The 21,322-nt window shown below is 62.0% G+C and carries 17 protein-coding genes and 2 rRNA genes; 6 read left to right on the forward strand and 13 right to left on the reverse strand.

The genetic code is table 11. The features are described 5' to 3' along the window. Positions 1-42 precede the first annotated feature (42 nt). Positions 43-273 (forward strand): type II toxin-antitoxin system Phd/YefM family antitoxin, encoded by a 231-nt coding sequence (locus tag FHS03_RS14760; RefSeq protein WP_183441709.1) that lies wholly within the window; start codon positions 43-45, stop codon positions 271-273. Here the strand turns inward: FHS03_RS14760 and FHS03_RS14765 are convergent. From FHS03_RS14765 to FHS03_RS14780, 4 genes are all read right to left on the reverse strand, one after another. Next, complete coding sequence (locus tag FHS03_RS14765; protein WP_183441710.1) at positions 263-955, reverse strand: amino acid ABC transporter permease; 693 nt, start codon at positions 953-955, stop codon at positions 263-265. The two genes, FHS03_RS14760 and FHS03_RS14765, sit on opposite strands and share 11 nt — an antisense overlap. Continuing rightward, a complete protein-coding gene (locus FHS03_RS14770; RefSeq protein ID WP_183441711.1) occupies positions 955-1,695 on the reverse strand; it encodes an amino acid ABC transporter permease in 741 nt (246 codons plus the stop codon). The genes FHS03_RS14765 and FHS03_RS14770 overlap by 1 nt, the downstream gene beginning before the upstream one ends. Positions 1,696-1,710: 15 nt before the next feature. Continuing rightward, a complete protein-coding gene (locus FHS03_RS14775; RefSeq protein WP_183441712.1) occupies positions 1,711-2,652 on the reverse strand; it encodes an amino acid ABC transporter substrate-binding protein in 942 nt (313 codons plus the stop codon). A gap of 101 nt (positions 2,653-2,753) precedes the next feature. Further along, positions 2,754-3,479, reverse strand: coding sequence for an amino acid ABC transporter ATP-binding protein (locus FHS03_RS14780; protein ID WP_183441713.1), 726 nt, complete (start codon positions 3,477-3,479; stop codon positions 2,754-2,756). 143 nt (positions 3,480-3,622) lie between these two features. Between FHS03_RS14780 and FHS03_RS14785 the strand changes: the two genes are divergently transcribed. Then, complete coding sequence (locus tag FHS03_RS14785; protein ID WP_183441714.1) at positions 3,623-4,885, forward strand: dicarboxylate/amino acid:cation symporter; 1,263 nt, start codon at positions 3,623-3,625, stop codon at positions 4,883-4,885. A 254-nt stretch (positions 4,886-5,139) separates the two neighbouring features. On the opposite strand, the gene FHS03_RS14790 is transcribed toward FHS03_RS14785, so the two are convergent. Continuing rightward, the gene (locus tag FHS03_RS14790; RefSeq protein WP_183441715.1) at positions 5,140-6,981 is read right to left on the reverse strand and encodes an ABCB family ABC transporter ATP-binding protein/permease; all 1,842 of its coding nucleotides are present in this window, start codon (positions 6,979-6,981) and stop codon (positions 5,140-5,142) included. A gap of 65 nt (positions 6,982-7,046) precedes the next feature. Here FHS03_RS14790 and FHS03_RS14795 point away from each other — a divergent pair, with 65 nt between their 5' ends. After that, the gene (locus FHS03_RS14795) at positions 7,047-7,490 is read left to right on the forward strand and encodes an acyl-CoA thioesterase (RefSeq protein WP_050411009.1); all 444 of its coding nucleotides are present in this window, start codon (positions 7,047-7,049) and stop codon (positions 7,488-7,490) included. Positions 7,491-7,494: 4 nt separating this feature from the next. Further along, a complete protein-coding gene (locus tag FHS03_RS14800) occupies positions 7,495-9,075 on the forward strand; it encodes an alkaline phosphatase D family protein (protein WP_183441716.1) in 1,581 nt (526 codons plus the stop codon). Here the strand turns inward: FHS03_RS14800 and FHS03_RS14805 are convergent, their stop codons facing one another. From FHS03_RS14805 to FHS03_RS14820, 4 genes are all read right to left on the reverse strand, one after another. After that, on the reverse strand, positions 9,076-10,746 hold the full coding sequence (locus tag FHS03_RS14805) for a long-chain-fatty-acid--CoA ligase (protein ID WP_183441717.1): 1,671 nt from the start codon (positions 10,744-10,746) through the stop codon (positions 9,076-9,078). A 108-nt stretch (positions 10,747-10,854) separates the two neighbouring features. Beyond that, positions 10,855-12,552 (reverse strand): long-chain-fatty-acid--CoA ligase, encoded by a 1,698-nt coding sequence (locus FHS03_RS14810; protein ID WP_183441718.1) that lies wholly within the window; start codon positions 12,550-12,552, stop codon positions 10,855-10,857. A 201-nt stretch (positions 12,553-12,753) separates the two neighbouring features. Further along, the gene (locus tag FHS03_RS14815) at positions 12,754-13,884 is read right to left on the reverse strand and encodes an aminopeptidase (RefSeq protein ID WP_183441719.1); all 1,131 of its coding nucleotides are present in this window, start codon (positions 13,882-13,884) and stop codon (positions 12,754-12,756) included. A gap of 9 nt (positions 13,885-13,893) precedes the next feature. Continuing rightward, complete coding sequence (locus FHS03_RS14820; RefSeq protein WP_183441720.1) at positions 13,894-15,969, reverse strand: molybdopterin-containing oxidoreductase family protein; 2,076 nt, start codon at positions 15,967-15,969, stop codon at positions 13,894-13,896. A gap of 179 nt (positions 15,970-16,148) precedes the next feature. Between FHS03_RS14820 and FHS03_RS14825 the strand changes: the two genes are divergently transcribed. Then, positions 16,149-17,342: a M20 aminoacylase family protein gene (locus FHS03_RS14825; protein ID WP_183441721.1), complete on the forward strand. Its 1,194-nt coding sequence runs from the start codon at positions 16,149-16,151 to the stop codon at positions 17,340-17,342. 59 nt (positions 17,343-17,401) lie between these two features. Here FHS03_RS14825 and FHS03_RS14830 read toward each other — a convergent pair whose 3' ends face one another. Continuing rightward, the gene (locus tag FHS03_RS14830; RefSeq protein ID WP_183441722.1) at positions 17,402-18,304 is read right to left on the reverse strand and encodes an NAD(P)-dependent oxidoreductase; all 903 of its coding nucleotides are present in this window, start codon (positions 18,302-18,304) and stop codon (positions 17,402-17,404) included. Between the two features lie 145 nt (positions 18,305-18,449). On the opposite strand from FHS03_RS14830, the gene FHS03_RS14835 reads away from it, so the two are divergent. Next, positions 18,450-18,995, forward strand: coding sequence for an acyloxyacyl hydrolase (locus FHS03_RS14835; protein WP_176348970.1), 546 nt, complete (start codon positions 18,450-18,452; stop codon positions 18,993-18,995). A 60-nt stretch (positions 18,996-19,055) separates the two neighbouring features. On the opposite strand, the gene FHS03_RS14840 is transcribed toward FHS03_RS14835, so the two are convergent. The 3 genes from FHS03_RS14840 to FHS03_RS14850 all read right to left on the reverse strand — a co-directional run. Continuing rightward, complete coding sequence (locus FHS03_RS14840) at positions 19,056-20,786, reverse strand: M4 family metallopeptidase (RefSeq protein WP_183441723.1); 1,731 nt, start codon at positions 20,784-20,786, stop codon at positions 19,056-19,058. Positions 20,787-20,993: 207 nt separating this feature from the next. Next, a 5S ribosomal RNA gene (gene rrf / locus FHS03_RS14845) occupies positions 20,994-21,106 on the reverse strand. 126 nt (positions 21,107-21,232) lie between these two features. Next, positions 21,233-21,322 (reverse strand): 23S ribosomal RNA (locus FHS03_RS14850); the annotation flags it as partial.

Below are 21,322 nucleotides of genomic sequence, written 5' to 3' on the forward strand. Positions count from 1 at the left end.
ACACAGAAGCGTAGGTTTTCGTCTAAAAAAAGGGGAGACTTTATGACCATACTTTCGGCAAGCGCGGCGCGCGCCAGCCTATACCGGCTGATCGACGAAGCGGCCCAGAGCCATATGCCGATCACCATCACCGGCAAGCGCAATAGCGCCGTGCTGCTCTCAGTGCAGGATTGGATGGCGATTCAGGAAACGCTGCGCCAACTGTCCGCCGCAGCGGGCAAGACGCCGCCCGCCGCCGAAGACTTGCCGGCGGCCGGCCAGGCTAGCGGATGATGGCAAGGCGCGCCTGCAGGCGGCGCGCCAGCCAGGACAGGCCGCAACACAGCAACAGATAAACCAGAGCCACAAACACATACATCTCCACCAGCCGCCCGTCGCGCTGGGCGATCTTGCTCGCCGCGCCGACGAAGTCCGGCACCGACAACACATACACCAGGGACACGTCCTGGAACAGCACAATGGTCTGCGTCAGCAGCACCGGCAGCATATTGCGGAAAGCCTGGGGCAGCACGATCAGCCACATGGTCTGCCAGTAAGCCATGCCCAGCGCCTGCGCCGCATACAGCTGGCCACGCGAAATGGCTTGTATGCCGCCGCGCATGATCTCGCAGTAGTAAGCCGCCTGGAACAGGATGAAGGTGATCAGCGCCGACAGGAAGGTGCCCACCTTCACCGGTTCGGCAGCGCCGATCAGCCAGGCCGCCACATACGGCACAAGGAAGTAGAACCAGAAGATCACCAGCACCAGCGGCACGGCGCGGATCAGGTTCACATAAGTGGCGGCCAATAACGCCACGGGCTTGAAGCTGGACAGGCGCCCCAGCGCCAGCAAGGTGCCGAGCGCCACGCCGCCCAGCATGGACAACACCGTCAGCTCCAGCGTGAACACCATCCCGGTCTGGAACAGGTAGAGCCAGGAGCGCGCGATCACATCGAAGTCGAACTGGGAGAACATCAGCGCCCTCCCCCGCTGGCCAGGGTGCCGGGCAGCGCCAGCCGCCGCTCCAGCCAGGCCATGCCGGCCACCACCACGATATTCACCAGCACATAGATCAGGGTAGCGGCCGAAAACGCTTCGAACACCTGGAAGGAAAATTCCTGCACGGCGCGCGCGCTGGCGGTCAGCTCCATCAAGCCGATGGTCAGCGCAACGGAACTGTTCTTGATGATATTGAGGAACTCACTGGTCAGCGGCGGCAGGATGATGCGCAGCGCCAGCGGCAGCAGCACGTGGCGATATGTTTGCCGCCGCGTCAGGCCGAGCGCCAGCGCCGCCAGTTTCTGTCCCCCCGCCAGCGCCTCGATGCCCGCCGTGACCTGCACCGCCACCCGCGCCGAGGTAAAGAAGCCGAGGCAGACCACAGCTGTCAGGAAAGGCGCATTCGGCAATACTTTCAGCCAGTCGCCCGCCGCGCGCGGCAGCAGCTCGGGCACGACGAAGAACCACAGGAACATCTGCACCAGCAACGGGATATTGCGGAACAGCTCCACATAAGCCGTGCCGGCGCGGCGCAGCCAGGGATTGGGCAAGGTGCGCAGCACGCCCACCAGCATGCCCAGGGCCAGTGCCATGATCCAACCGGCCAGCGAGGCAGCCAGCGTCCACCCCAGGCCGGACATCAGCGTCTCCCAATAGGTATGCACGCCGTCCGGCGACAGTTCGCGGAAGATGGCCCAGTTCCAGTTGTAATGCATGGCGGCGGGCCAGGCTTACTTCTTGGTGGCGGCTTTCTGCGCCGGCGGCACGGCCGCGTAGGCCGCAGGGTCGGGCGAATCGGTCGGTTTGGCCAGCACGGCCTTGAGCTGCGGCGGCATGGTGAAGTTCAGGTTGATGCCCTTGGGCGGAATGGGGTTCATGAACCACTTGTTGTAGATGCGCTGGATATCGTCCGACTGATAGAGCCGGGTCAGGGCCGCGTCCACCGCCTGCTTGAAGGGCGCGTCCTCGCGGCGCAGCATGATGCCGTAGGGTTCGACCGACAGCGCTTCGGACGTGATCTGGAACTCGGAAGGATTGCGCGCGCTCGCCACCTGGGCCGCCAGCAGGATATCGTCATTGGCTTCGGCGACGGCGCGGCCGGTTTCCATCATCAGGAAGGATTCGGGATGGTCCTTGCCGACCACGATATTCATGCCCAGCTTCTGCTCGTTGTTCAGAATCGTCATCTGCTTGAGCGTGGTGGTGCCGGCCGTCGCCACCAGGGTCTTGCCGCGCATATCGGCCAGCGACTTGATATTGGACGACTTCTTCGCCAACAGGCGGTTGGCGATCACGAACATGGTGGGCGCGAAAGCCACCTGCTTCTGGCGCTCCGCATTATTGGTGGTGGAGCCGCATTCCAGGTCGATGGTGCCGTTCGCCATCAGCGGAATGCGGTTGGCCGACGTCACGGGATTCATCACCACCTTCACGTCCGTCATGCCCAGCTGCTTCTGCACATGGACCACGATCTTCATGCACAGGTCCACCGAATAGCCCTGGTATTGCTGCTTATCGTCCAGGTAGGAGAAAGGCACGGAGCCATCGCGCACGCCCAGCGTGATCTGGCCGGTGCGTTTGATTTTGGCGAGGGTGCCGCTGAGTTCCTGGGCGCTGGCCGTGGCGGCGCAGCAGGCGATGGACAGCAGGGCAAACAGTCTGGTCAAGGTCATGATTCCTCCGTAAAGAAAAATGCACCAACGCTTAGCAGCTCGCTACGGCAACCCTACAGCTTGAGCCGGATTCGGTTCCGGCGAAATTTCAATGAATCGCTTTAATGAATGATACGCGCAAGGAAGTCGCGGGCGCGCTCGGAACGCGGGGCGCCGAAAAATTCATCCTTGCCGCAGTCTTCCAGGATATGGCCCTTGTCCATGAAGACCACGCGGTTCGCCACCTTACGCGCAAAGCCCATTTCGTGGGTGACCACCATCATCGTCATGCCCTCCTGGGCCAGGCCCACCATCACATCCAGCACCTCGTTGATCATTTCCGGATCGAGGGCGGACGTCGGCTCGTCGAACAGCATGGCGATCGGGTCCATCGACAGGGCGCGCGCGATCGCCACGCGCTGCTGCTGGCCGCCGGACAACTGATTCGGGAATTTATCCTGCTGCGACAGCAGGCCGACCCGGTCCAGGTACTTCAAGCCACGGGCATTGGCCTCGTCCTGGCTGCGCCCCAGCACCTTGACCTGGCCCAGGGTCAGGTTCTCGCGCACCGAAAGATGGGGGAACAACTCGAAATTCTGGAAGACCATGCCGATGCGCGCGCGCAGGGCCGGCAAATTGGTGCCGGGCGCGCCGACCGATATGCCATCGACAATAATTTCACCTTTCTGGAAGGGCTCCAGGCCGTTGACGGTTTTTATCAGGGTTGATTTTCCCGAGCCGGAAGGGCCGCAAATGACCATCACATCGCCCTTGGCGACACTGGTGCTGCACTCTGAGAGTACCTGGAAATGGCCATACCACTTGCTTAGGTTTTTTATATCGATCATAGGCGCCCACACCTCCACGCTTGCTTGACAGTGCCCCTGACGACAAGGATACTGCGGAACTTGCTTATAAATTCACCATTCTAACGGCATTCTGGCCACTGTTATCCACAGCCGGCTAGACACTACCACAGGATAACTCCTTTATGAAAAATCAAAACCGCCTGACTACTTATATTATGGTCAGCCTGGTGCTGGGCATCGTAGCCGGCTACATCGCCAACACGACGCTGGCCAATCCGGCCGGCTTCGCGGACACCATGTCGCTGCTCACGACGCTCTTCCTGCGCCTGATTAAAATGATCATCGCGCCCCTGGTCTTCTCCACCCTGGTGGTGGGCATTGCGCGCATGGGCGACGCCTCGGAAGTGGGCCGCATCGGCATCAAGACCCTGGGCTGGTTCTTCGTCGCCTCGCTGCTGTCGCTGACCCTGGGCCTGATCATGGTCAACCTGTTCCGTCCAGGCGACGCCCTGGTCGGCCACCTGCCGGCGACCACGGCCGCCGCATCGGGCCTGGCCACCACCAGCCTGTCGCTGAAAGAGTTCATCACCCACCTGGTGCCGTCCTCCATCATCGACGGCATGGCCAAGAACGAAATCCTGCAGATCGTGGTGTTCTCCCTGTTCTTCGGCACCGCCGCTGCCGCTGTCGGCCCGAAATCGGAGCCGCTGGTGGACGCCGTGGACGGCATCGCCCACATCATGCTGAAGGTGACCGGCTATGTGATGCGCTTCGCGCCGATCGCCGTATTCGCCGCCGTCGCCGGCACCATCGCCAAGAGCGGTCTGGGCGTGCTGCAGACCTATGGCGTGTTCATGGCCGAGTTCTACCTGAGCATCGCCGTGCTGTGGGGTGTGCTGATCTTCATCGGCTTCCTCTTCCTCGGCAAGCGCATCGGCCGCCTGATCGCCGAGCTGCGCGGCCCATCGCTGCTGGCCTTCTCCACCGCGTCGAGCGAAGCGGCCTTCCCGAAAACCCTGGAAGGCCTGGAGCGTTTCGGCGTGCGCAACCGCATTGCCGCCTTCGTGCTGCCGATCGGCTACTCCTTCAATCTGGACGGCTCGATGATGTACTGCACCTTCGCCGCCGTGTTCATCGCCCAGGCCTACGGCATTGAAATGTCGCTTGGCACGCAGATGACCATGATGGCCGTGCTGATGCTGACCTCCAAGGGCATTGCCGGCGTGCCACGCGCCTCGCTGGTGGTGATCGCCGCCACCCTATCGCAGTTCAATATTCCGGAAGCCGGCCTGGTGCTGCTGCTCGGCATCGACCACTTCCTCGACATGGCCCGCTCCGCCACCAACGTGATCGGCAACGGCATCGCCGCCGCCGTTGTCGCCAAATGGGAAGGCGAGCTCACCGACCCGATCGACAAAGAACTGGCCGACACCCCCCTGCCCTGATCCCCCGGCGCCCCAACAAAAATGGCTTCCCCCCCCCCCGGAAGCCATTTTTTTTTGACAAATCTCAAACAATGTCCCCCCCTGGTGTCAGGCACCAGGGGGGGACATTTGCTGATGTAGATCAAAGAATGTCCGACCTTAGTGCCTGACACCAGGGTTGGACATTTGCTGATTTAGATCAAAGAATGTCCGGCTCTGGTGCCTGACACCATGGTGGGACATTGTTTGATCTGGCGCAAACCGCTGAGGCGGACTCAGGCGGCGGCGGGGGCTGGGGAGGCGAGGTCATCGTCGCCTTTGGCTTGCTGGCGTTCCCACATCTGGGCGTATAGGCCTTCGGCGGCGAGCAGGGCTTGGTGGGTGCCGCGTTCGACGATGCGGCCGTGGTCGAGCACAAGAATCTGGTCAGCGTCGGCCACGGTGGACAGGCGGTGGGCGATCACCATGGTGGTGCGGCTGCGCGAAATCTCCTTGAGCTCGGCCTGGATCGCTTGCTCGGCCTTGGAGTCGAGCGCGGACGTGGCTTCGTCGAAAATCAGGATGGCGGGATTTTTCAGCAAGGTGCGCGCAATCGCCACGCGCTGCTTTTCGCCGCCGGACAGTTTCAGCCCGCGCTCGCCGACCAGCGAGGCATAGCCGTCCGGCAGGCTTTCGATGAAGTCGTGGATGGAGGCGGCGCGCGCGGCGGCTACAATCTCTTCCTTGCTGGCGCCGGGCCGGCCGTAGGCGATGTTGTATTCGATGCTGTCGTTGAACAGCACCGTATCCTGCGGCACGATGCCGATGGCGTGGCGCAGCGAGGCTTGCGTCAGCGAGCGCAGATCCTGGCCGTCAATGGTGATGGCGCCGCCATTCACCTCATAGAAGCGGTACAGGAGGCGCGATAAGGTGGACTTGCCAGAGCCGCTATGTCCTACCACCGCCGTGGTGCTGCCGGCCGCAATGGTGAAGTCGACGTCGAACAGGATCTGGCGTTTGCTCTCGTAGCTGAAATCGACGTGCGAGAATTTCACCGTGGCGCCATGCGTGAGCAGGGTCCGCGCATCGGGGGCGTCGCCCACCTCGCGGTTCTGGTCGAGCAGGGAGAACAGGCGCTCCATATCGGCCAGGCTTTGCTTGATCTCGCGGTAAATCACGCCGAGGAAATTGAGCGGGATATACAGCTGGATCATGAAGGCGTTGACCAGCACCAGGTCGCCCAGCGTCATCTTGCCGTCGATGACGCCCTGGGTGGCACGCCACAGGATCAGCGTGACGGCGCTGGCGATGATCAGCGACTGTCCGGTGTTAAGCAGGGACAGCGAGGTCTGCGACTTGACCGCCGCCGATTCGTAGCGCTGCAAGCCTTCGTCATAGCGCTTGGCCTCGTATTCCTCGTTGCCGAAGTACTTTACCGTTTCGTAATTGAGCAGGGAGTCGATGGCCTTGGTATTGGCTTTCGAGTCCAGATCGTTCATGGTGCGGCGGAAGTGGGTGCGCCAGTCCGTGACCATGACGGTGAAGGTAATGTAGAGCACCAGCGCGGTAAAGGTGATCACCGAGAACCAGATATCGTAGTGCGTGACCAGATAGGTCAGCACCAGCGTGATCTCCACCAGCGTGGGCAGGATATTGAACAGGGTGTAGGAGATCAGCGAGCCGACGCTGCGCGTGCCGCGCTCGATATCGCGCGTCATGCCGCCGGTCTGGCGCGTCAGGTGGAAGCGCAGCGACAGCGAATGCAGGTGGCGGAAGACTTTGAGCGCAATGGTGCGCACGGCGCGCTGGGTGACGCGGGCGAACAGGAATTCGCGCAACTCGGTGAACACGGTGGTGGACAGACGCAGCAAGCCATACGCCACCAGGGCCGCCACCGGCAGCACCAGCAGGGCTTGCGGCTTGTCCGGCGTGATCGTCATCTGGTCCACCAGGTTTTTCAGCACCACCGGCACGCCGACATTGGCCGTCTTCGCGCCCACCAGGCAGAGCAGCGCCAGCAGCACGCGCCATTTGTACACCCATAGGTAGGGCAGCAGGGTTTTCAGCGTGGCGAGATCGCCACGGCTGGGCGGTGTTTTGCTGTCGGATGGGGGAGGCGAGTTCGAATAGCGGCGCATGAGGGCAGATGATACTGGCGGTGGTTTACAATTCGCCCAATTGTAGCCTTTCACGAGATTTTAAGATGACCACGCCAGACAACACCCTGATCCATTCCGAGAACCGCGGCCTGCCACCGGGCAAAATGCCCGAGCTGCGCGTGATGCCCGCGCCGGCCGACGCCAATGTCTACGGCGACGTGTTCGGCGGCTGGATCATGGCCCAGGTCGACATCGCCGGCTCGCTGCCGGCCACGCGCCGCGCCAACGGCCGCGTCGCCACCATCGCCGTCAATTCCTTCGTCTTCAAGCACCCCGTGTTCGTGGGCGATCTGCTGTCCTTCTATGCTGATATTGTCAAGGTTGGCAATACGTCCATCACCGTCAACGTCGAGGTGTACGCGGAGCGCAACCGCCTGCAGGCCTGCACCGTGAAGGTGACGGAAGCGACGCTGACCTATGTGGCCACCGGCCCTGACCGCAAGCCGCGCCCCGTGCCGCCGATCGAGACCCTGCTCAAGCAGCGCTAAAGCCATGGACGGCCAGCGCCGCCTTATGCTGCTGGCCGGCGCCCGCTTGGCGGGCCTGGCGGCGCTGGGGACGGGGCTGACGTCCTCCTACCAGGCTGGCGCGCGCGGCAACGGCGGCGCCTATCCTTTCAGCCTTGGCGTGGCTTCCGGCTCGCCCCTGCCCGATTCCGTCGTGCTGTGGACGCGCATCCTCTACGAGCCGCTCAACGCGACCGCCATGCCGCCCCTGGCCATGCGCCTGCGCTGGGAAGTGGCGCAGGACGAAGCGTTCCGCCAGATCGCCGCCAAAGGCGTGGCGACCGCCATGCCGGAACTGGCGCACAGCGTGCATGTGGACGTGAAGGGGCTGGAACCGGGGCGCTGGTATTTTTACCGCTTCATGCTGGGCGATGCCGTCAGCCCGGTCGGCCGCACGCGCACTGCGCCGGCGGCCGCTGCCCTGCCCTCATCGCTGAAGATGGCGGTAGCGTCCTGCCAGCATTGGGAATTCGGCCACTATGCGGCGCACCGCCATATCGCGGCGGCGGCGCCGGATCTGGTGGCCTTCCTTGGCGATTACATCTATGAATGGGGGCCATACCGGCTGGCGCATCCCGAGCGCGCGCAGCGCAGGGATGAGAGCTTCACGCTGGCCGATTACCGCGCCCGCTATGCCCAGTACAAAAGCGATCCCGATCTGCAGGCGGCGCATCTGGCCGCCCCCTGGATCATCACCTGGGACGATCACGAAGTCGCCAACGATTACGGCAACGACCGTGATGAATTGCTCAGCCCCGAATTCGCGGCGCGGCGCGCGGCGGCCTATCAGGCGTTCTACGAACACCAGCCGGTGCGCATGAATGGCGAGGGACTGGCCCGGCTGCGCATGCGGCAGCGCTATGATTGGGGCCAACTGGCGCGCATCCACGTGCTCGACACGCGCCAGTACCGCTCCGCCCACGCCTGCCAGCGGCCGGGACGCGGCGGCTCCGGCTCGGTCTACCGGCGCGCCTGCGCTGAATTGGGCGACCCACGGCGCAGCATGCTGGGTATGGAGCAGGAAGGCTGGCTGGAACAGGGTTTGCGCGGCTCACGCGCGCGCTGGAATATCCTGGCCCAGCAAACGCTGATGGCCCAGTCCACGCAAGTGCCGATCGTGCAGGCCGATGACGGCCGCTTCTGGACGGATGGCTGGGATGGCTATCCGTCCGCGCGCCAGCGCCTGCTGGATGCCTTGCAGGCCAGCGGCGCCGCCAATCCGCTGGTGTTGTCGGGCGATGTGCACACCTTCTACGCCGCCGATCTGGCACGCGAGGCGGTGCGCCCGGTATCGGTAGCCAATCCCGTGCTCGCCACCGAATTCTGCGGCACCTCCATCACCTCCAGCTCGCGGCCGCAGGAGCGCACCGCGCAGTACGTGGAAATGAATCCGCATATGCACTATGGCCGCAGCGACCGGCGCGGCTTCATGCTGCTGAATGTGACGCCCGAGCGCAGCGAAGTGCTGTTTCAGGGTCTGGACAATGTGCGTGACAAGGACAGCGCCCTCACCACCCTTGCCCGCTTCGCCGTCATCGACGGCAAAGCGGGCGTTGGTTCCGCCTGATTAGGCGGCTTTTTTCTCGTCGCGCAGCTGGCGGCGCAGGATTTTGCCGACGTTGGTCTTCGGCAGTTCGTCGCGGAACTCGATGTATTTCGGTTTCTTGTAGGCGGTCAGCTCGTGCTTGCAGAAGTCGAGCAGCTGCTCGGCCGTCAGCGACGCATCCTTGCGCACGACGAAGAGTTTGACGGCTTCGCCGGAGTTATTGTCCGGCACGCCGATGCAGGCCACTTCCAGCACGCCAGGATGGCCCGCCACCACTTCCTCGATCTCGTTCGGATACACGTTGAAGCCGGAAACGATGATCATGTCCTTCTTGCGGTCGACGATGCGGGTATAGCCACGCTCATCCATGATGCCGACGTCGCCGGTCTTGAAGAAGCCGTCCGGAGTCATGGACTTGGCGGTTTCTTCCGGACGGTTCCAGTAGCCGGCCATCACTTGCGGGCCGCGGATGGCGATTTCGCCAGCCTGGCCGAACGGCACAGGATTGCCGTTGTCGTCGAGGATGGAAACCTCGGTCGAGGGAATCGGCAGGCCGATGGTGCCGGTGAACTCCTTGATGTCGACGCGGTTGGCGGTGGCCACCGGCGAAGTCTCGGACATGCCGTAGCCTTCGATGATCGGCGTGCCGGTCAGCTTCAGCCAGCGGTCGGCCACGGCGCGCTGCACCGACATGCCGCCGCCGTTGCACACCTGGTAGCTGGAGAAATCGAGCTTGGCGAATTCCGGGTTGTTGAGCAGCGCGTTATACAGCGTGTTCACGGCCGGGAAAACGTGCATGCGGTGCTTGCCCAGTTCCTTGACGAAGCCGGGAATATCGCGCGGATTCGGGATCAGCAGATTCATGCCGCCCAGGCGCAGGCCCATGAAGGCGCTGATGGTCAGCGAGTAGATGTGGTACAGCGGCAGCGCGCAGACAAAGCCCAATTGTTCGGCTTCGGTCTCCATGCCCAGCCAGGCTTCGTTCTGCAGCACATTGGCCACCACGTTCCGGTGCAGCAGCACGGCGCCTTTGGAGACGCCGGTGGTGCCGCCGGTGTACTGCAGGAAGGCGACATCGTCATGCCCCAGCTGCACGGGATTGAGCGGCAGGCGGCCGCCTTCGGCCAGTACCTGCTTGAAGGAGACGGCGTTCGGCAGAGAGAAGGCCGGCACCATTTTTTTCACATTGCGCACGACGAAATTGACGATGGCGCCTTTCAGGCCGCCCAGCAGGTCGCCCATGCTGGCCACGACCACATGCTTGAGCGGCGATTGCGCCAGTACCTGCTCCACGGTGGTGGCGAAGTTTTCCAGCACGAAGATGGCTTCGGCGCCTGAGTCGTTCAGCTGGTGCTGCAGTTCGCGCGGGGTGTACAGCGGATTGACGTTGACCACGGTGTAGCCGGCGCGCAGGATGCCGGCCATGGCGACCGGGTATTGCAGCACGTTGGGCAGCATGATGGCGACGCGCGCGCCCTTTTTCAGGCCCTTGCTTTGCAGCCAGGCGCCCACTTTCTGCGACATCTGATCGACTTCGGCATAGGTCAGGAATTTGTCCATGCAGACGTAGGCATTGCGGTCGGCATACTTGCGGAAGGATTCTTCCATCAAGTGCGCCACCGACCGATACAAGGTCGCGTCGATCTCCGCAGGAACGCCTTCGGGGTAGGACTTCAGCCAAATCTTTTCCATCTCTAATGCCTCATCTTTCATGTCAGGCGGCGCCGCGCGCCGCGTCTTCAATCGTTATGCGCAAAAAAACCGCCTGACCGCAGGCGGTTGGGCCTGACGGTCGGCGTTTCACGCCGCCTTTTTGTCGCTGGGCGTCCCCTCGTCGCGCAATACGCGGCGCAGAATCTTGCCCACATTCGTCTTCGGAAGCTCATCGCGGAATTCGATGTACTTCGGTTTCTTGTATCCGGTCAGGTTCTCTTTGCAGTAAGCCATCAGCGCATCGGCCGTCAGCGCCGGGTCCTTGCGCACCACGAAGACCTTGACCGCTTCGCCCGAGTGCTCGTCGGGCACGCCCACGCAGGCGCATTCCAGCACGCCCGGATGGGCCGCAATCACCGCTTCCAGCTCGTTCGGATAAACGTTGAAGCCGGAGACCAGGATCATGTCCTTTTTGCGGTCGACAATCTTGACGTAGCCGCGTTCGTCCATCACGCCCACGTCGCCGGATTTGAAGTAGCCGTCGGCCGTCATGACCTTGGCCGTTTCGTCCGGACGGTTCCAGTAGCCGCTCATCACCTGCGGGCCGCGGATGCCGATTTCACCGGGCTGGCCCAGCGCCACTTCCTTGCCCTCGTCATCGAGGATGGCGATGTCGGTGGACGGAATCGGCAGGCCGATGGTGCCGGAGAAGGCGGTGCTGTCGGCGCGGTTGCAGGTCGCCACCGGCGAGGTTTCGGACAGGCCGTAGCCCTCGATGATGGACACGCCCGTCGCCGCCAGCCATTTGTCGTTGACGGTCTGCTGCACGGCCATGCCGCCGCCATTGCAGATCTTGAGACCGGAGAAATCGAGGCTGCGGAAATCGGGATGGTTGACCAGCGCGTTGTACAGCGTATTCACGGCCGGGAACATATTAAAGCGGTACTTGGCCAGTTCCTTGATCGTGCCGCCGATATCGCGCGGATTCGGAATCATCACGTTCAGCGCGCCAACACGCATGCCCCACATGGCGCAAGCCGTCAACGCGAAGATGTGATACAGCGGCAGGGCGCAAATGATGATGACCTGTTCCTGCTCCGCCAGATTGCCCAGGCCCGGCTTGGACCAGGCTTCGGTCTGCAGCAGATTGGCGATGATGTTGCGGTGGACCAGGGTCGCGCCCTTGGAGACGCCGGTGGTGCCGCCGGTGTACTGCAGGAAGGCCACGTCCTCCAGATTCAATTCGACCGGCGTCAGTTTCATGCCGGCCGCGTGCGACATCGCTTCCTTGAAGCGCACCGCGTTGGGCAGCGAGAACGGCGGCACCAGCTTCTTCACATTGCGCACCACGAAGTTGACCAGCATGCCCTTGGCCATGCCCAGCATCTCGCCCATGCTGGCGACGATGACGTGCTTGACCGGCGTGCGGCTCAGCACCTGCTCCAGCGTGGTGGCGAAATTTTCGAGAATGATGATGGCTTCGCTGCCCGAGTCGCGCAGCTGGTGTTCCAGTTCGCGCGGGGTGTACAGCGGATTGACGTTGACCACGGTGTAGCCGGCGCGCAGGATGCCGGCGATGGCGATCGGGTATTGCAGCACGTTGGGCATCATCACCGCCACGCGCGCGCCCTTTTTCAAGCCGCGGCTTTGCAGCCAGGCGCCGATGCGGCGCGAATAGGCGTCCAGCTCGGCGTAGGTGATGGCTTTATCCATGCAGACGAAGGCATTGCGGTCCGCATACTTTTGAAACGACTCTTCCAGCAGATGAACCAGGGAGCGGTATTGATTGACATCAATTTCCGACGCCACCCCAGCGGGGTACGACTTCAACCAGATTTTATCCATCCTGTGCCTCGTGTCTCGAATAATTATCGTTATATGATGAAAGCCGGCGCACAGAGCCGGCCTGCCAGTGAGTCGTTTCGAGAAAAAAGAACGCTCGTTCGATCTTATAATTAAGATGCTATCGGCAGGCCGATCAGTATGCAAGCGCTTTTGCTGATTTTGCCGGGCCTTTGCGCCGCCAAATTTTGCTGCAACGCAGCATCACTGCAGCCCGCTACTCGCGCTCTTTTCCTTTACAGCAATCGTTTCCGTTTCCGCCGGCATGGCCTTCGCCAGTTGTTGAAGTCGCTCATGCCGTTCGGCGCTGGGGAGATTGCCCATGCCTTGCACCGCAGCATAGAATGCCTTCATGTTTTTTTCGCGCGCCAGCAGGGCGCGAAATCCTGGCAGGAAATCATTATAGGTTGCAACAGAGCTCAGGTGGGCATTTGTCAACGGCTCGGCAAACCAGCGGTCGTAGCCGGCGTAACCGCCCCAGTCGGCTTTCAAGACCTGGTATTCGGCCTTCAGGGCGGCGAAGATGCGCGCCTTCTCCTCGCGCTTTTTCTTGACGCCGGCCTTGCTTGCGTAATTCGTCGCCAGCATTTGGCGATGGCGCACCAGCAGGGCGAGGAATTGCTGACGGCGCGCGTTGTAACGCACATAGGCTTCACGCATCGGTTCGGTGCCATACAGCTCCAGCCAGCGGTTCACGCCGGCCTCCTCCACCGCCGTGGCAAAGGCTTCATTGAATTTGGAATCGCCCTGCACGTAGACCAACTGGTGCGCCAGCTCGTGGAACAGCATGCGCGCCAGTTCGGCGTCGGAGTTATTGATGAAGGTGGAGAGCAGCGGATCGCTGAACCAGCCCAGGGTCGAATAGGCGGGCACGCCGCCCACCTGCACGTCGTTGCCCTCGGCGCGCAGTTCATCGGCATAGGCTTGCGCATCTTCCTTGCTGTAATAGCCACGGTAGCTGACGCAGCCGGCAATCGGGAAGCACCACTGGATCGGACGCAACGAAAGTTCGGGCGTAGCCACCACGTTCCACAGCACGAAGGGGCGTTTGAGCGAGGCGTAATTGGTATAGCTGGCATTATCCGGCAAACCCAGTTCGCGCACGGCGAAGCGGCGGATCAGGCGCGCCTTTTCCAGGCGCGCCTTGAGCTTGGGATCGGTGGCGGGATCGCCCAGCCAGTCGTCGATGGGGCGGGCGTCGGACCACAGCGCATATTGGCCCTGGGCCGCCTGGAAGTAATATTTAAACTGGGCGCAGCCCGCCAGCAGCAACGCGCACACGCCCGCCCCAACCCAGTGCCGGGCACGGATTTTCGGACGGGTGATTTTGCGCATGACTCACTCTCAAGCTGCTTTCTCCACTTGTACCAGTGTATCGTAAAACGTTGGGGCACGACCCATATCGGTCAGGCGCTGGCTGGTCACCTCGTTGGCGTTCTTGCCGTCCGAGGCCAGCTTCTTCCACCAGATCGAGAGGCCCACCGCCAGCCCTTTGCGGGCCTTGGGCGTAACGCGCGCTTTGGCGACGAAGGAGCCGCGATCGTTGAAGATGCGCACCATATCGCCATGGTTGATGCCGCGTTCAGCGGCGTCTTCCGGATTCAGGTCGAGGTGGGGCTCGCCCTCCGTGGCGCGCAGGCTCTGCACGTTCACGAAACTGGAGTTGAGGAAGTTGCGCGCCGGCGGAGATATCATCGCCAGCGGGTATTTTGCCGCCAGTTCCGGGTTACTTGCCGCCGATTCGTAGTTTTCAATATAGCCGGGCAGCGGGTCCAGACCATCTTTGAGCATTGTTTCCGAATAGAACTCGCATTTGCCCGATGGTGTAGCGAAATTGCCATGCGCAAACGGCGCTGCCGGCATGTTCAGTTTTTGCCAACCCTTGCGCTTGAGCGACTCCCAATCGAAATGGACGGCGCGCGCATCGTTCTTGCGGAAAGCCTTGGCGGCCAGCTCGTCGTCGCTTTCGCGGAAGCAGGGATCGTCCAGGCCCATGCGCGCGGCCAGCAGGCGGAAGATTTCCGTATTCGGCTTGGCCTCGCCCAACGGCGCGATGGCCGGGTTGTTCGCCATCATATACAGGTGGCCGTAGGCGGTGTGGACGTCGGTATGTTCGAGCTGGGTGGTGGCGGGCAGCACGATGTCGGCATAGTCGGCGGTATCGGTCTGGAAATGTTCCAGCACCACGGTGAACAGGTCTTCGCGCGCGAAGGCTTCGGCCACTTTCGAGGAATCGGGCGCCACCGCCACCGGATTGGAGTTATAGACGATGACGGCGTCCACGCGCGGCCCGAATTCCGCCGAGGCGGGACGCAGCAGATCGTCGCCGATGGTGACCATATTGATGGTGCGGGTCGGCTGTTTGAGCAAATCGCTGCGCTGCAGGGCCGGCTTGTCGGAAGGGAAAGATCCCGAGGACGAGAGCTGCACCCCGCCAGCCGCGTGGCGCCAGGCGCCGACCAGGGCCGGCAGGCAGGCGATATTGCGCACCGCCGTGCCGCCGCCGCGCACGCGCTGCACGCCGTAATTCACGCGGATCGCCACCGGCTCGCCGGCCTTGGCCATCTGGCCATAGGTGCGCGCCAGTTCCCGCACTTCCGCTTCGGTGATGCCGCAGACGCGCGCCACCCGCTCCGGCGGCCACTCGGCCGCGCGCGCCTTCAGCGGCTCGAAGCCGATGGTGTGCTCGGCAATATAATCATGGTCGAGCAGGTCTTCGGCGATCAGCACATGCATCATGCCCAGCGCCAGCGCCGCATCGGTGCCGGGCATCGGCGCGATATGCTGATGGCATTTCTCGGCCGTCAGCGAGCGGTAGGGATCGATGGCGATCAGCTTGGCGCCGTTGCGCTTGGCTTCCTGGGCACGGGTCCAGAAATGCAGGTTGGAGGCGATCGGATTGCCGCCCCAGATCAGGATCAGCTTGGCATTCTGGAATTGCTCGATATCGGTGCCGATCGAGGCGCCCACCGTGTAGCGGTAGCCGGTGGCGCCAGCCGTGGCGCAGATCGTGCGGTCGAGCTGGGAAGCGCCGATCGTGTTGAAGAAGCGCATGGCCATGGCCTCGCCCTGGAGCAAGCCCATGGTGCCAGCATAGCTGTAGGGCAGGATCGCTTCCGGCGCCGTTGCGGCCAGCGGTTTCAGACGGGCGGCGATGGCGTCCAGCGCCTCGTCCCAGCTGATGCGTTCGAACTTGCCCTCGCCCTTCTTGCCGACGCGGCGCAACGGATACAGCAGGCGATCCGGCGAATAGGTGCGCTCCGTATAGCGCGACACCTTGGTGCACAGCACGCCCGCCGTGGTCGGATGCTCGGGATCGCCCTTCACCTCGGTGGCGACGCCGTTCTCGACAGTGACGAGCAGGGCGCAGGTATCGGGGCAATCATGCGGGCAGGCGGCCCGGACTTGTGTCGTTGTCATTGAAAATTCCCGGAAGCAGGTACTTAAACCAGTATCGTAAACGATTCCGCCCTGCGCCACCTGAAGCTGGCGCGGCGCTCTGGCCTTCCGCTTGCTTCCAGGGCTACAATGGCTGCACCGCTTACTGGCGAACAGCGCCGCACGATGGCGCGCAAGAGAACAACACTGGAGATAACCAGATGAAACTTGTCGAACCGATTATCGCTTTTCAGTCCGAGCTGCAGCAGATCCGGCGCGATCTGCACGCGCATCCCGAACTGTGCTACGAAGAACAGCGCACCTCCGACGTGGTGGCCGCCAAGCTCGAAGAATGGGGCATCCCCGTCGTGCGCGGTCTGGGCCAGACCGGCCTGGTGGGCATCATCAAGCACGGCAGCTCCGGGCGCGCCATCGGCCTGCGCGCCGATATGGACGCCCTGCCCATGCAGGAATTGAACACCTTTCCGCACGCCTCGCGCCACCCCGGCAAGATGCACGCCTGCGGCCATGACGGCCATATGGCCATGCTGCTGGGCGCGGCCCACCACTTGGCCAGCCACCGCAATTTCGACGGCACCGTCTACCTGGTGTTCCAGCCCGCCGAAGAAGGCGGCGCCGGCGCGCGCCGCATGATCGAAGACGGCTTGTTCGAACGCTTTCCGATGGACGCGATCTACGGCATGCACAACTGGCCCGGCGCGGCGGCCGGCACGCTGAGCGTGCGCGCAGGACCGATGATGGCGTCCAGCAATGAGTTCCACGTCACGGTCAAGGGCAAGGGCGCGCATGCGGCCCAGCCGCACAAGGGCACCGATCCCATCATGATTGCGGTGCAGATCGCGCAAGCCTGGCAGACCATCATCAGCCGCAGCAAGAGTCCGCTGGACACGGCCGTGCTCTCGCTCACCCAGATCCACGCCGGCAGCGCCACCAATGTGATTCCCGACGAAGCGCGCATGGTCGGCACCGTACGCACCTTCACCACGCCGGTGCTGGACATGATCGAGCAGCGCATGCGCCTGCTGGCCGAAAATATCGCCGCCGGCTTCGATGCCGAAGTCGACTTTGTCTTCAAGCGCAATTATCCGCCCCTGGTCAACCACGCCAGGGAAACCGCCTTCGCCGTCGAAGTCATGCAAGCCGTGGTCGGCCCCGACCGGGTCGATGCCGACGTCGAACCCACCATGGGCGCAGAAGACTTCGCTTTCTTCCTGCAGAAAAAGCCCGGCTGCTACATCTTCATCGGCAATGGCGACGGCGAGCACCGCGACGGCGGCCACGGCCTCGGCCCCTGCGTGCTGCACAACGGCAGCTACGACTTCAACGACGGCCTGCTCCCCATCGGCGCCAGCTTCTGGGTCCACCTCGCCGAAACCGCCCTGCCCCTCAGCTGAGCCTGTGTCCACCCTGGTGCCAGGCACCAAGGTGGACACAGACTCAGCTGTTAGCAAGCTTATGGTAGGCGATCAGGTAGGGTGCCGACGCGCTGGCCGGGGTTCAGGCGCTCCAGCCCCAGCAGGGCAGCGGAGTGGTCGGCCTGGGGGCAGACGTCGGCCAGCGCATCGTAGCGTTCGGTGACCAGGCTGGTCAGCGGTAAGGTCACGCCTGCCGCTGCCGCTGCGGCAAGGATATTGTGCATGTCCTTGATCTGCGTCTTGACCTGGCCGCCCGGGATGAAATTCCGTTCCAGCATGCGTTCGCCGTGCACTTCAAGAATGCGACTTTCGGCAAAACCGCCGCGGATCGCCGTCCGCACGGCCGCCGGATCGGCTCCCGCGGCCTGGGCCAGCAGCAAAGCTTCGGCCACGACGTTCAAAGTGGCGCCCACGATCAGCTGATTGCACAGTTTGGCCACTTGGCCGCTGCCGGCCGGCCCGACCAGGGTGGCACATCCCATGGCGGCAAACACCGGCGCTGCGCGCTGAAAATCATCTTCGCTGCCGCCCGCCATGATGGCTAACGCACCCGCCTGCGCACCGCCCACCCCGCCCGATACCGGCGCGTCCAGAAAGCGGCAGCCACGTCCACCGAGCAGCGCATGGAAGGCCTGGGCTTCATCCTGGCGGGTGGAACTCATATCGATCCATAGGCTGCCGGCCGGTAGTGCGTCCAGCGCAGCGGTCAACACCTGACCCACCACGGCACCGGAGTCAAGCATGGATATCACGATATCGGCCTGGGCCACGGCATCGCTGAGCAGAAACTCCTGCCATGCGCCCGCCTCGACCAGCGCAGCAGCCTTGGCCGGCGTGCGGTTCCAGACCGTGACGCCAAAGCCGGCCCCCAGCAAGCGGCGCACCATGGGATCGCCCATCAGGCCGGTGCCAAGGAAAGCCAGGCGCGGTAAAGTCTGCATTTTTTAGCTCCAGTTCGAGATGGTTATCGCCAGATTAACCATTTTGCGGCCTTAATACGCCTTTTAGCTAAGACAGCTACAATATTGAGTATGCCGTATGACTTCAGATACGACAGTAAAAATGTAACCAAAACGTAGAGAGAATATGCAAACCAAGACCATCATTGCGGCCGCAGCCGCCCTCCTGGCGATGCAATCGAGCTTCGCTGCAGACAAACTGATCGACTCCGTGTACGGCGAATACGCCAGTGCTTCCAAAATCCAGATGGTGCGCGTTGGCGTCACTTCCAACTGGGATAAGCGCTGGTTCGAATCGAATGGCAAACAACTCAGCGGTTACTGGGATGCCAGCTTCGGCGCCTGGCGCGGCAAGCAATACCGCAACATCCCTGGCGAGCACCAGAACCTGGTCGACATCGGCTTCACCCCAGTGTTCCGCTGGGAAAACGCCAACAAAAAAGGCTTCTTCGTCGAAGGCGGCATCGGCGTGCACCTGCTGTCCAAGCTGTACGACAATAACGACGACAAACTGTCCACCGCCTTCCAGTTCGGCGACCATATCGGCGTCGGCTATGTGTTCGACAATAAATGGGAAGTGACGGCCAAAGTGCAGCACTACTCGAATGGCGGCATCAAAAAGCCGAACAGCGGCGTCGACTACATCATGCTGAAAGCCGCCTACAACTTCTAAGTTCCAGGCACGAAAAAAAACCGCTGGCGCGAACCAGCGGTTTTTTTACGTCTGCCGTTCTTACTCGGCGATATCGGCACCCACATTGATGGCCGCGTAAGCACGCTGCACGGCTTTCGCTTCCGCGCTATTGGTGCCATACAGCTCCTGCGCAGCCTGCAGCACTTTCAGGCGGGCATTCGCGTAGTTGGTGGAGGCGGTGAATTTGGTGGTCAGCGCCTTGAACCAGATGCGGTAAGCCTTATCCAGGCCGATGCCGGTCATGGCCAGCGGCGCTTTGGTCAGGTATTTGCTGTAATACTCGCTGCTCGAGCTGGAATTGGAGCCTTTGGCCAGGAAGTAGAACATGCGGTTGTTCGGGCCGCTGCTGTAATGCACGTTCAGGTTCTTCAGCGTGGAGCTCCAGGCATCCGGGCTCTTGCCATCCTTGCTCGGTTTCCACAACCAGCGCAGCGGCTGACCGTTCTTCGCGATTTCCTTACCGGTAGCCCAATCGTTGGCGCTTGGCCAAGGCAGGACGTTGCCGGTGCCGCCGGCACGGGCATAGGCTTCGGTGGCTTCGCCGTTGATGTCGGAAGCCGATTCGTTCAGGCCGCCCGATTCGCCGCTATAGGTCAGGTTGGAGGTGGCGGCGGTGACGCCGTGACCCATCTCGTGCGCGATCACATCGACGGAAGCGAGCGGTTTGAACATGCTGCCGCCATCACCGATGAACATGCACTTGCAGGAGTCCATGTAATAGGCGTTGTCGTAGTTGGTATTGGTGTGGACGGCAATCGAAGTGGCCGTGTTATTACCGTTCAGCGAGAGCCAGCCCATGACGTTTTTCAGCATGTCATAGGTGTTTTTCAGGCCCCACATGGCATCCACGGCAGCGGTCTGGCCATTGGCGTTGGTGGTGCTGCCGCCCGGAATGTAAGCGGCGCCATCGCCCCAGATATTGGTGCTATTGGTGTAGATGCTGCCAGCATTGGCGGTGTGGTTGGAGTTGGTGATCGCCATGCCGCCATAGGTGCCACCGGTGCCGCGCGTGGTATCGAGCAGCTTATAAGTGCTGCCGGACAGCGTGGTTTCCAGCGGCACGGTGCCGCTGTACAGGCTCTTGCCGGTGCCGGCAACGCTCTGCATCATATCCCACTGTTTCAGCACCGCGCCGTCGCTGGCGCTGACGATGGTGTTGTAGAAGGCGGGTTTGTCGGCCTTGTCCATGCGCGTCTGTACCAGATACGCCAGCTGGTAGCCTTCCACCACGTCTTCCAGGTCGACCGCATTCAGATCTTCCTCGGCTTTGCTTTCGGCGCCAGCCACGCGCGCACTCTTCACCAGCGGGAAGAGAATCAGCTCTGCAGTCGGTTTCACCAGATGCTCGCCGGCCGGCGCCACGGTGCGCACCACACCAGCGATCGCTTCCTTGGAGGACAGCACAGGCGTCACGTCCAGACGCTTGCCGGCGACGGCGTTGCGGCGCTCATCGATGGTTTCGCTGACGATATTGCCGCCGTCATCGGTCACGACCACCGACTCCGATTCAAAAATGCGCACACCTTTGTAGGTATGGTTCAGGCGGGTAATCGCCGTGCCTTTGACGCCAGGGTGCTGCTGAATGATGGCGTAGCCGTGGTCGGCATCCAGGCCATGCTTGCTGCGCTCGCCGTTCAGGGTGCTGAGCAGGCGGGCATTTTCTTGAGGGGAAAAGACGGCTTTTTCAGCCATCACATGATCGGAGGAAGCGGCGGCCTGGCCTGCGAGTACCAGAACAGCGGCGGCGATCAGAGTCTTGCGAAGTCCCATGTAATCTCCCTAGTCTGAAATTTTATTCGGCCAATGGCGGGCTGCCACCGGATGAACGAGACACTAGCGAGATCAGGATAGCGAAGTCAAAAAACTTGCCAAATGAGACAAAACAATAAACCGCTGTTTAATTTATAACAGCGTCAAAAGAAGCGCAGAAAACGAAAAAGCCCGCTAGATCACTAGCGGGCTTTCTCTTTATAACTAGCCTGACGATAACCTACTTTCACACTGGTTGCAGCACTATCATCGGCGCAAAGTCGTTTCACGGTCCTGTTCGGGATGGGAAGGGGTGGGACCGACTTGCTATGGTCATCAGGCATAACTTGTACGAGCATCGCGTTACGTTCCGCGCTGCCCTGAATCTGGAAGCAGTATTATAAAGATTTTTGTAGCGATTGTCTATCAACAATAACGAGTACTTCGCTATAACCAATCAATGTTATAGGGACAAGCCGTACGGGCAATTAGTATCGGTTAGCTTAATGCATTACTGCACTTCCACACCCGACCTATCAACGTCCTGGTCTCGAACG

Source organism: Pseudoduganella violacea (assembly GCF_014191875.1).
In the GTDB taxonomy this organism is placed as follows: domain Bacteria; phylum Pseudomonadota; class Gammaproteobacteria; order Burkholderiales; family Burkholderiaceae_D; genus Rugamonas; species Rugamonas violacea_A.